Annotated in this window: 11 protein-coding genes and 1 tRNA gene; 3 read left to right on the top strand and 9 right to left on the bottom strand. The window is 43.9% G+C overall.

Going from position 1 to position 11,653, the window contains the following annotated elements:
• Nucleotides 1-474 precede the first annotated feature (474 nt).
• The 4 genes from KI655_RS19210 to KI655_RS19195 form a co-directional block, all read right to left on the bottom strand.
• Nucleotides 475-1,728: an HD-GYP domain-containing protein gene (locus KI655_RS19210; protein WP_285407968.1), complete on the bottom strand. Its 1,254-nt coding sequence runs from the start codon at nt 1,726-1,728 to the stop codon at nt 475-477.
• 82 nt (nt 1,729-1,810) lie between these two features.
• Nucleotides 1,811-2,218, bottom strand: coding sequence for a VOC family protein (locus tag KI655_RS19205; protein WP_285407967.1), 408 nt, complete (start codon nt 2,216-2,218; stop codon nt 1,811-1,813).
• Nucleotides 2,219-2,320: 102 nt separating this feature from the next.
• Nucleotides 2,321-3,283 carry a diguanylate cyclase gene (locus tag KI655_RS19200; protein ID WP_285407966.1) on the bottom strand — a complete coding sequence of 321 codons (963 nt, stop codon included), beginning with the start codon at nt 3,281-3,283 and terminating at the stop codon, nt 2,321-2,323.
• Nucleotides 3,283-4,260: a response regulator gene (locus KI655_RS19195; RefSeq protein ID WP_285407965.1), complete on the bottom strand. Its 978-nt coding sequence runs from the start codon at nt 4,258-4,260 to the stop codon at nt 3,283-3,285. The genes KI655_RS19200 and KI655_RS19195 overlap by 1 nt, the downstream gene beginning before the upstream one ends.
• A gap of 411 nt (nt 4,261-4,671) precedes the next feature.
• Here KI655_RS19195 and KI655_RS19190 point away from each other — a divergent pair, with 411 nt between their 5' ends.
• Nucleotides 4,672-5,244: a prepilin-type N-terminal cleavage/methylation domain-containing protein gene (locus KI655_RS19190; protein WP_285407963.1), complete on the top strand. Its 573-nt coding sequence runs from the start codon at nt 4,672-4,674 to the stop codon at nt 5,242-5,244.
• A gap of 89 nt (nt 5,245-5,333) precedes the next feature.
• Here the strand turns inward: KI655_RS19190 and KI655_RS19185 are convergent, their stop codons facing one another.
• The 3 genes from KI655_RS19185 to KI655_RS19175 all read right to left on the bottom strand — a co-directional run bounded on the left by KI655_RS19185 (nt 5,334) and on the right by KI655_RS19175 (nt 6,986).
• Nucleotides 5,334-5,675: a hypothetical protein gene (locus KI655_RS19185; protein ID WP_285407961.1), complete on the bottom strand. Its 342-nt coding sequence runs from the start codon at nt 5,673-5,675 to the stop codon at nt 5,334-5,336.
• Between the two features lie 218 nt (nt 5,676-5,893).
• On the bottom strand, nt 5,894-6,397 hold the full coding sequence (locus KI655_RS19180; RefSeq protein WP_285407959.1) for a hypothetical protein: 504 nt from the start codon (nt 6,395-6,397) through the stop codon (nt 5,894-5,896).
• Between the two features lie 504 nt (nt 6,398-6,901).
• A tRNA-Leu gene (locus KI655_RS19175) sits at nt 6,902-6,986 on the bottom strand.
• A gap of 193 nt (nt 6,987-7,179) precedes the next feature.
• On the opposite strand from KI655_RS19175, the gene KI655_RS19170 reads away from it, so the two are divergent.
• On the top strand, nt 7,180-7,656 hold the full coding sequence (locus KI655_RS19170; RefSeq protein WP_285407958.1) for an RDD family protein: 477 nt from the start codon (nt 7,180-7,182) through the stop codon (nt 7,654-7,656).
• Between the two features lie 52 nt (nt 7,657-7,708).
• On the opposite strand, the gene lptG is transcribed toward KI655_RS19170, so the two are convergent.
• Both lptG and lptF read right to left on the bottom strand, forming a co-directional pair.
• Nucleotides 7,709-8,779, bottom strand: a complete 1,071-nt coding sequence (lptG, locus tag KI655_RS19165; RefSeq protein WP_285407957.1) for an LPS export ABC transporter permease LptG — start codon at nt 8,777-8,779, stop codon at nt 7,709-7,711.
• Nucleotides 8,780-8,782: 3 nt separating this feature from the next.
• Complete coding sequence (gene lptF / locus KI655_RS19160) at nt 8,783-9,883, bottom strand: LPS export ABC transporter permease LptF (RefSeq protein ID WP_285407954.1); 1,101 nt, start codon at nt 9,881-9,883, stop codon at nt 8,783-8,785.
• A 191-nt stretch (nt 9,884-10,074) separates the two neighbouring features.
• Here lptF and pepA point away from each other — a divergent pair, with 191 nt between their 5' ends.
• A complete protein-coding gene (gene pepA / locus KI655_RS19155; protein WP_285407953.1) occupies nt 10,075-11,595 on the top strand; it encodes a leucyl aminopeptidase in 1,521 nt (506 codons plus the stop codon).
• Nucleotides 11,596-11,653: the final 58 nt, after the last annotated feature.

The raw sequence follows: 11,653 nt of genomic DNA, 5'->3' as shown, positions 1-11,653 counted from the left end.
ATTGGTCACTCAGTTCATTGAAATCATTTTGATACCGAAGTATCTGTTTGCCTTTGCTTATAAAAGCGAAAACAAACTTAGTGATATTCATCAACGAGTGCCCACACAGATTGATAGGTTTAAATTGTTAAAGAGCTTCTCTTCGTTGTGACTTGCATCACTTCGGAAGAGGCGGCCATTCTAGCGACTTAATTCTCAGTGTCAAACACTTTTTGAAAATTAATTTCTACTTTCTAAAAGTAGAAGCGAATTATCGCTTTAAGCTAGTTGCCGAACTAACATTCTTCGCTGAAGCCTTGTGGCGTCTGCCGTGTCAGTGAGGCGGCATTATAGAGATGCTCCTCACATTGGCAAGCTTTTATTAAAGAAAAATACAGAAAAGGAGGCTAAGTGGGCAAATATCGCCCAAAGGCTTATTTGTACAATAATACACTCAACATTTGTACAAATTACCCACACACACCTGTGGATAAGTCAAACTGTGCTCTCAAAAAAGTAGGTAATCCTAGCCCTAGGATTAAGATACTCTTGTACTTGCTCTGGTAATTTACTTGGATGCACGGCACTCGCAATCTTTATATCTTTACTTGCAAGGTCAATGATCGGTGCTTGAGTACTAGGTACGCTCGGATCATAGATTAAGACATTTGGATAAAGAATATGATCGGCATTTACTGAGATAACAATACCGATAGAGTCATTAGATAACTGGACCACCGTCCCAGGAGGATAAACTCCCATTAACTTGACCAAGTGATTCAAGTTCTCATGACTATATAGATGTTTACAACTCTTATATAGATGAGACAAAGCCAAGTATGGGATTTTCTGTTCCGCTACTACTCTATTGTGACAAAGAGAGTCAAAAGCATTCGCCACAGCCACAACTTTAGCAAACTCATCTATCTCATCTTCTTTCAAGCCTTCTGGGTAACCTGACCCATCATTCATTTCATGATGTTGCGCTATTACTTTATGGACGCTTGCTGGCATCCCTTCTATCGCGCCCACAATATCTACGCCATATTTAGTATGCAGTTTGAGATAGTTCGCTTCAGGTACTGTTAATGCAGTTTGCTTTCTAAGAATAGCGACTGGAATTTTAACTTTACCAATGTCATGGAAAAGAGCCCCTAATGCCAACTCTTTGAGTTGCTCATTATCATAGCCTTTAGCCCTGCCTATCATTAAGGCAATGACGGAGACGTTCAATGAGTGAAAGTAGAGATCTTCAAACTCCCCTTTCCCCGTCATTAGATGAAGTGAGACATTATCATCGCTGACAAACTTATCGACGATATCATCAACCAGTGACTTCACCTCTTCCACAGCATCCAGAGGTCGATTGCGTATCTTGGTCATGATCGCACGCATGCGAGCAAGGGAGCGCTCAAACTCTTTTTCACAATGACTGACTTTGCGACGATATGAACTGAGCGTTTCAATACGCTCACGTTTATGCTTCCACAAGGCTTCGGTTTCTAAAGAAACGTCGGCACTTGCATCCATAGATAAAGCATCCGCTTGCTCTACTGGTAAGGGAGTGGTATCGCTCTGACTTGGATTAATATAGACATGCTTAATCCCGAGGTGACGAATGACTCGTACTTGCTCTTCATCTTTGATCTTAAAGCAATTAAATAAAAATGGGTGTTCATTCCATTTAACCGGTAATCGTATGTGTAGGCCGGGTTGGATACGGTCCACTGTAATCTTTATGCTGCCCATTTTATATATAACTTTGATTATAAAACTCTATTTATAATTCTAATCAAATGGGTCAGCAATTTCATTATGCAACAGCGCACATCTAGTTCAATGAATCACAGTGAATCATCCACCTCATCCCGAACTTGTCTTCTACTTTGCCGAATCGAGCGCCCCAGAAAGTATCAGCCAGCGGCATCATCACCCTCCCACCCTGCTCCAATTTCTCAAAGATCTGTTCCTGCGTTGCGGTATCTTCCGTTACTAAAGACAAGGCGAGGTTATTACCTTGCAGTTCTTTGGCATGCACACCATCCGACATCATCAACTTCATGCCAAACGCTTCAAACTCAGCATGCATTACCCAGTCGGGTTCAGCCCCTTCTACAACTTGGGGAGCATCTTTGAAATGTTGTTTTGAAAGGATGACGCCACCAAAGCATTTTCTGTAGAACTCTAAAGCTTCGTCACAGCGTCCATCAAAAAAAAGGTAGGGGGTGAGTTTCAGCATATATATCTCCTTGTTGTCTAATTAAAACATAGACAACAGAAGACAAATTTACAGGTAATCTTATGATTTATTTCGAGTAAACAGAAAACACTACGAATAAAGTTAGTCGAAAGGAAACAGCGACGTCTGATTGCGACCGCGTTGCTTAGATTGATAAAGGGCCTTATCTGCCGATTCTAACCACTCTAAATGACAGGCGATCCCGGGAGATAACTGACAAACACCCAAACTGACGGTGAAATTAATCATACCTGCCGAGGTATCGACAGCGTACTTCTCAATACGTTTACGAAGACGTTCAGCAAAGTAGTGTGCTTGGTCGGCCGTCGTACCCGGCAGTAGTACAGTGAACTCTTCTCCACCATAGCGACCACACAGATCCGAGTTTCTTGCTGTTTTTTTCAATAAGCGCGCAGTTTGTCGGATGACTTCATCACCCGCACCGTGCCCGTATGTATCGTTGACTTTCTTAAAGTGGTCAATATCAAAGATCACCAATGTCGATGGTTGAGTTAACAACTGAGCATTCTCGTATTCTCTCGATAAACAGAATTCCCAATGAGCTCTATTAAACAACCCCGTAAGCCCGTCGGTTCGGCTCATCGTCGAGAGTCGCTCATTCGAGTCACGCAATTGCAGTTTGCTATTGGCCACATCAGAGACATCTTGCACCATCAAACAAACATGGGATACGCGCCCATTCAATGAGGTTAAAGGCGTCATCACTAAGTTTTGATACATATTGATGCGTTGATGCGATAACGGAGAGTAGTTCTTAAAATCAAAGATGTGTGGGCGATCTTCCCAGTTTGAAAAAATTCGACTCTTCAACTCACTGCATGCTGCAATTTGCGCGGTTAACCACTCTTTCGGCAAGTTAGGTACGACATCAAACAGGTTTTGATGAAGGATCTTGTCACCATTAATTCCGCTATAACTCTGCATAAAGCTGTTCCAGAGACAGACGTTATGATCAATATCGAGAACCACCAGCCCCACATCAATGGTATCCATTACCTGTAACGCCCAATGCAGTTCATCCAGTTCAAAAGTAATCTGACTCATTATAAAACCTCCATCAAACGATATAAGGTTTCTACAGACTCTGCATCAAGCAGCAGCAATACCTCACACTCAAAATCCAAATGCTCAGCTAGATAGGTAAACTCAACCGTAAAAGCGCTCTGTACAACATGGTGAATCGCAAGGAATTCATCTTGTTCGTTTTTAGCGACAGTGACAGGCTGACGTAACGAAAAGTCCACGACCAATTGGCTAGCTAACGAATTGAGATAGGTTGAAACTAATAGGTTGGCGATATTAAGGATCATTTCATTGTGGTTGGATTGAGTGGTAGGAAAACCCAACGCATGCCCTAACGCACTGATATCTTGTCCTCGCATACAGACTAAGGACTCACCATGGATACCATTACCGACAAATCGCTGTGTTACAGCATGCACCGAATCTCTGTGGAGAGCATCTGCAATGATCATATTTAATTCGCTCGCCTCGACAATACCGACATTAGGTACTGGCAGATCGATGAATTTTCCAATGCGATCCGAGATGACAGCTGCACCACGCCCCAAAGCAATATTGGTAATTTCTCGGAACTTGCTAACAGGATCGATCTCAACATCGTCTTGCGATTGAAAAGGCGTGGTATTGGTGGTTGGTGTTTTATAGACGTAGCTTTGAATCAGTGTTGCCACTTCATCTTTGTTGAAAGGCTTGGCAATAAACTCAGAGGCTCCAAGCTCTAAACATCGCCTTTTGGCTTCCTCCTGTACATCGCCCGAGATCACAACTACCTTAGTTTCAATGCCATAATCACGCAGGTATTGAAGCACCTCATAACCATCCATCTCTGGCATGGTGAGATCCAAAAACATCAGATCAATTGAGTTTTCGACGACGGTCGCAATCGCTTCTCGGCCATTGGCACACAGAAAGGTCAAAATACCGAACGACTCTGGAGAGATACAACGCTGAAGAGATTTCCTTGCTAGAGAGGAGTCATCACAAATGACAATGTTCATACCAATACTCGCAGTTAGGCGTAACTTGGAGCTCGCATCCTTACGAGACTCGCGACTAGATCAACCAGTTGTTCAAGACAATGCCAACGTCAGATTCAAAAGTTGTTGTTTAAACAAACACTAAGCTCTCGAGTATTATTTGAAAAAATTATGACAGCATCATTATGATATAAAGCCAAGATGATATCAGTTTCATTACTTACCTTCTAAAGCCAACCTCTTAGTTTTTTGCGTCGTAAGTTATAAAATTATCACTAACGGTCATGATCTTAGTTCCATTTATGAAATTTACTCCACGAACCATTACGGAATTAGCTTTGTCGTGATCATGTAAATTGCTGAACAATTCATAGACTAAATACTTTAACTGTTACTACAATGGCGAGAGTTGTCTGGTTATAGAGAAGAAATATGAAATTAAGAGATAAAGGATTTACTCTAATCGAAATGGTCGTAGCAATCGTAATCATAGTGATCGTATCCGTTGTCGCATTACCTCGCTTTTTAGGCATTTCTAGCGACGCCCGCAGTGCGATTATGGAATCCGTAGCTATCGCAATGCGCGACAGCGCTGACCAAATACAGATTCAGACCTTTTTACCAGATACTCCTAAAGTCCTAGTCGCTGACGAAAGTACTGAAACACTCACCGTATATGATGTTACCGTTGAAGAGCTCAGCACCACGGTAAGAACCTATAATGGTTATGTTGATGGACACTGGGAAAATGCATGGCGACATATTTTGAACGTAGGTCAAGACATCAGTTGGACAAGCGTTAATGATACCTGCACCAAGAATGCGCTATGCGGTGTCGGCAACCAAACAACGGCACCTAGCATTCCCACGCCTACAAATCCTAACAATGGGTTAGTACTCGTTTGGCCCGAAAACTTTAAGCTAAGTGATCTCTGCTATGCCTACTACAACAACCCAGAAGATGGCAGCGTACCAACAATTGGGGCAGTAACCACAGGCTGCTAATGGTTCTCTGATTGCAACGGTCTTCTCATTACAACAACATGAAACCCTAAGCGGATGATTGCCTAGGGCTGCACTCAATTTAACGTCAGTTAAAAACCATATTTTTGTTTGATTGGCTCACAGACCAATTGATATCTCGCGTCTGCCGCCTCTTGTCCCGCAAACTCTAGCATTGCTTCAGAGTAGCCCATCGCAGTACCAAACTCTTCCATAATATAAGGGTCTTCTTTAACGCTTTGAGTACGGCCTTTTGATAACTCGACGATAAACTTAGCGTAGTCTTGATCTTTATCTAAACCTGCAGCCCAGCCAAAGCAGTGTGCTGCATCTTGTTTAGGGAATTCATTGAAGTCCTCACCCTTTACTTCTGCCATGGCGGAACCCGCAACCAATGCTGTAAATAGTGAAATGCCCGTAACCAGTGTTCTCATTGTGCTTGCCTCAATATCTGAATATGAAGCTATATTATTCCCCAAGGCATGAATAAAACCTGAACACATTTGTTATGTTTATCCTTACTGCCCAAAACGACGAAAGGTCACTATAAAAGCGACCTTTCTATATAGGTACCGGTTAGGCGGATTAATTGGACAGGCATTCCTGCCGCCACCGCGAAGGCAATATTGCTCCACGGATACTACTAGTGATTTTAATGCGATAGTTCACTACTATCAGCTCGGTACAGCATTTTATAATAGTCCATTTCCTGCAAAATCAACTGATATTCCGTGATAAGCGAGAACTCTATAAACTCTTCTGCTTCAATACCTTTTGGCGAGGGGTTTGGATATAAAATAGCAACAGCCAACTTCTCAGCTAAACGAGGCACTGAGTTCAATAGGTCAAACACTCTAGGAGCGAACTCCACCAGCCAATCGTCATGCGTCCATGGTTTACTTGGTTCATGCATTCGCTGCACTTTCTCATATCGAGCAACGCAGGCAATGCAATCATGAAAAAATTGCCATGGTCTATGGTCAAAATCAGCAAGCAGAGATAGTTCATCGAACAACTTTTGATGTTCAACAGACTTACATTCTCTCAATCGCTCTAACACATTTGCATAGATAACTTGCAAAGAGCCACCGTACATCCGATTCTGTACGACAAGATCCGCCTCCAAATCACCATCAAAATCAGACGCTATGATCATCTACTCTCCACCATTTAATTCTTACTTATTGATACCTTACCTATATCTAGGTGGTAATATCGTGCGGAAAGTCACCGTGTGACTAGTTGTTAATGTATATCCCCAACAGTCTTACGACACACTACCCAACAAGCCCCATGATAAAGGGCTTTACGACCATTCCATCAAAACGACCTTTTACTCAAACTAAACCCCATACATAAATCCATTCACCGTAGAGTCACCATGGTCGTACCATGGTTCTTCTCGCTCACAGCCCTTGATAATACTGGCTTGCGAAATTACAGAAGTTGGATTTACTTGGTCTTGTTTGGATTCCCTTGCGCACAGAATCGGCATGCGATGAATCATAGATAGACCATGGACAAGATTTGAAGCGAGATAAAGTGAGTCTATTTTGGTGAGAAAAGTACTGATAATAGGAAAGGAAAACTGAGCTAAGCTTTTGATTAGCTTAGAAACAACAAAGCCCCGACGTGAGTCGAGGCTTTGTCATGTAGAATATGGTACCGGTAGGCGGACTTGAACCGCCACGCCCGAAGGCAACGGATTTTGAATCCGTCGTGTATACCAATTTCACCATACCGGCATTATCTAGGGGCTCTTGCCCTGTCGATGTTTGGCATTATACGTATGCTTATGAATGTCGCAAGTATAAAAACTTGAAATTACGTGTGTTTGCCGATAATTTCGCCACTAAGTTATAAGCTGTGCGCAATGTCTCTTTCCACTTTTGGGCTTAGCCTATATTCTGACGCCAAATTTTTAAAAGAAGTATTGTCATGACCTCTACTAACACACTGCCACCAGCAGGGATGTTCCGCCGTTTTGGTGCTCTGCTTTATGATGCGCTTATTGTACTTGCTATTGAAATGATGGCTGCTGGCGTGATTGTTGCTCTGCTCCACGCACTAATGGCGATGGGATTGTTTAACCATGTTGGCTATGAGGATGTGAGCGATTTCCTCACCAATCACCCGATCTGGAGCCCAGCGTATACTTTCTACCTTGTAGTCGTTTGGTGCTACTTCTTTGTATTTTTCTGGACTCGAGCAGGTCAGACACTGGGGATGAGAGCCTGGAAACTGCGTGTACAAAACAACGATGGCTCTGCGATCACAGTGACACAAGCCTTGATTCGCTTAGGTACATCAGGGTTTGGACTCGCTAACCTATGTGTGCCATTTGATCCTCAAAAGCGTGGCTTCCATGATATCTGGGCTAAGACCCAAGTTGTGGTACTGCCGAAAGCACAGTAAATGAAATCACTTCAGAAACTAAAAAGGGAAGGCACTCGCCTTCCCTTTTTCTTTATAACTTACGCCTTAACAGCATCACCGCAATACCGAAGAACACGATACTCGGTGCCACGGCCCCGAACACGGGTGGTATCTGATAAACCAGACTCACAGGACCAAAGAACTCACTGGAGATATAGAAGGTGAAGCCTGCGATAACACCTGACAGAATTCTTGCCCCCATGGTCACACTCCTCAGTGGACCAAAGATGAACGAAAGAGCCATCAACATCATTACCGCAATCGAGATAGGCTGAGTCACTTTACGCCAAAAGGCTAGCTCATAGCGCGAGGCATCTTGCTCAGACGCTTTCAAATAGGACACGTAATCATACAATCCACTCAATGAAAGCTCTTCCGGCTTCACCGTTACGATGGCAAGCTTATCGGGAGCTAAAGAGGTTTCCCATGAATAACTCGGCAGGCTCTCTTTAGTAATTTGTACATCATCTTCAAATGAGGTGATTTGCACATCCGACATTGTCCAAGTGTTGTTGCCTTCGTAATCCACTTCTTCAGCAAAGACGGTCGACTGTAACTCTTTGTTTTGATCAAAGCGCCACATGTTCATGCCATAGAGCCTTTCATCATCAATCTTAGCAATGAAGATGAAATCATTAGCATCCCGAGCCCAAACACCACTTCGCGTCGACACAATGTTACCGCCAGAGATAGAGACCGCTCTTAAATCACGAGCCATCTTTTGCGCCTGAGGTGCGCCCCATTGACCAAGCAAGGTCACGATGATCATCAGTGGCACAGCGGTTTTTAGTACCGACAAGCCGATATCCAATTTAGAAAAACCTGCAGCTTGCATTACCACTAGCTCTGAGCTGGCCGCCAACATGCCCAACCCAATCAACGCACCTAATAAGGCCGCCATTGGAAAGAACATTTCGATATCGCGAGGGATACTCAACAATACAAAGTACAATGCTTGTAGCAGGTCGTAGGTACCGCGCCCTACTTTTCTCAACTGCTCTACATACTTAATGATCCCTGAAAGGCCAACAAACGTCACCAGTACCAATGCTGTGGTAGAAATGATGGTTCTGCCAATATACAAATCGAGAATTTTAAACACGGCTTAGGCCAACCTTTTCTTCTTGAATTTTTCTTTCATGCGCCTTACTGGCACGCTGTCCATAAAGTTTGCAGAGACTGCGACAATCAACAATAGAGCGTTGATCGGCCACATACCAATGTTTGCTGGAATACTGCCCTCTTCAATCGATGACTTAGTCGCACTGATTGCCAAGAAATACGTAAGGTAAATCAAGATAGCGGGACCCATTTTAGCAAAACGGCCTTGTCGAGGGTTAACCGCAGACAGTGGCACCACCAACATCGTCAGAAGCGGAATACAGATAACCAGAGAGATACGCCACTGCAATTCAGCTTTAGCATTACTGTCTGGGTGATTAATAAGCTCAAGAGTCGGGATCGCTTCCCAATCACGGCCCTTTTTCTTTACGTCTCGCTGACCAATCAAGCCTTCGTACTCATCAAAGTGCGTCATCATGTAATCAACGCGAGTCGGAACACCCTCATAGCGAGTGCCGTCATACATAGCAATCACTTGTCGGCCGTCGCTGAGCTCTTTCACGTCACCCGACGATGAGAACATCACACTTGGCAGGATAGAATCACGCGGCGCGATCTGTGCTACAAAAACATTTTCTAGCTTGTTGCCTTTGATATCATCAATAAACACCACAGACGAACCGTCAGGGGTACTCTGAAATTTCCCCTTAGGTAATAGGTCAACACTGTTTTCAGCTGCTACTTGTTCGTATAACTGCTCGACTCTGTCTTGCGACCAAGGCGATAACCATAACGAGTTGAATGCGGCCACACTGGCTGTGATTAATGCCAAGTATAATGCAGCTTGAATCAAAAACTTGTTACCGATACCTGTGGCGTTCATCACCACAATTTCACTTTCAGCGTATAAACGACCAAATGTCAGCAAGATACCGATGTAGATACTCAGCGGCAACATGAGCAATCCCATCGCAGGCATATTCAGTCCAACAATCGACAAAATGAGACTTGCGGGAATATCACCGTCTGAAGCATCAGCCAAAACACTGATAAATTTTTGGCTAAGAAATACAAGAAAAAGGACAAAAAAGATCGCAAATTGGCTCTTGATTGTCTCGCGGATCAAATATCTAACAATAATCACGCTGAAATTACCTATACAAAACTTGTTTTTTTGATTGAATCACTATAATTTCCCGTTGAACCTTTTATTTTTTAAATTTTTAGCTAAGTGTTAGCGCTCTTCTATAAGGTTAGTTCCATTGTAGGATCCAACAAGTAAGATCGCATTATCTAACATTTAGTTCTATTTGTCTTCAGGATGTAGGAGTACGCATGGAGTTCAGTGTAAAAAGTGGCAGTCCAGAGAAACAACGCAGCGCATGTATCGTTGTCGGTGTATTCGAACCACGCCGCCTTTCTCCTGTAGCCGAACAGCTAGATAAGATCAGCGATGGCTACATCAGTTCACTACTTCGCCGTGGTGACCTAGAAGGTAAACCAGGCCAGATGCTACTACTGCATCAAGTACCGGGTGTACTTTCAGAACGAGTTCTACTAGTAGGCTGTGGTAAAGAGCGTGAGCTTGGTGAGCGCCAATACAAAGAAATCATTCAAAAAACCATCAGCACGCTTAACGAAACTGGCTCTATGGAAGCAGTATGTTTCCTAACTGAGCTGCACGTTAAAGGTCGCGACACTTACTGGAAAGTTCGTCAAGCGGTTGAAGCGACTAAAGATGGCCTATACACGTTTGATCAATTCAAGAGCAATAAGCCAGAAACTCGCCGTCCACTGCGTAAGCTAGTTTTCAACGTACCAACACGTCGTGAGCTAAGCCTAGGTGAGAAAGCGATCTCTCATGGTCTAGCGATTTCTTCTGGTGTGAAAGCATCTAAAGACCTTGGCAACATGCCACCAAACATTGCTAACCCAGCATACCTTGCATCTCAAGCGCGTCGCCTAGCTGACGACTTCGACACAGTGACAACAAAGATCATTGGCGAAGAAGAAATGGAAAAACTGGGCATGACTTCTTACCTTGCGGTAGGTCGTGGCTCTAAGAACGAATCTATGATGTCTATCATGGAGTACAAGGGCGCACCTGATTCAGATGCGAAGCCTATCGTTCTAGTTGGTAAAGGCCTAACGTTCGATTCAGGCGGTATCTCACTGAAGCCAGGCGAAGGCATGGATGAGATGAAGTACGACATGTGTGGTGCTGCATCTGTATTCGGTACTATGAAAGCGCTAGCTAAACTGAACCTACCAATCAACGTTGTTGGTATTCTTGCTGGTTGTGAAAACATGCCAGGCAGCAATGCTTACCGCCCGGGTGATATCCTAACAACCATGTCAGGCCAAACAGTTGAAGTGTTAAACACTGATGCTGAAGGTCGCTTGGTTCTTTGTGATGCGCTAACTTACGTTGAGCGTTTCGAACCAGACTGTGTGGTTGACGTTGCAACGCTAACAGGTGCGTGTGTTATCGCTCTAGGTCACCACATCAGTGGCGTTCTATCGAACCACAACCCGCTATCTCACGAGCTAGTTAACGCTTCTGAGCAAGCAAGTGACCGTGCATGGCGTCTACCGATGGCAGACGAATACCACGAGCAACTAAACAGCCCATTTGCTGACATGGCAAACATCGGTGGCCGTCCTGGCGGTACTATCACTGCAGGTTGCTTCCTGTCTAAGTTCACTAAGAAGTACAACTGGGCACACATCGACATCGCAGGTACTGCGTGGAAATCTGGTGCAGCGAAAGGCTCTACTGGTCGTCCAGTCTCAATGCTAGTCCAATTCTTATTGAACCGCAGCGGCCATGAGACTGAAGAGCAATCTTCAAAATAATAAAAAGGGCCTACGGGCCCTTTTTTAGTAACTTATGATGGGAAATTTATCCCTCGTT

Origin of the sequence: Vibrio sp. D404a, from assembly GCF_030248535.1 — a bacterium.
Taxonomy (GTDB): domain Bacteria; phylum Pseudomonadota; class Gammaproteobacteria; order Enterobacterales; family Vibrionaceae; genus Vibrio.
Note: the sequence above shows the minus strand (reverse complement) of the source record. Positions and strands in the feature narration are given on the sequence as shown.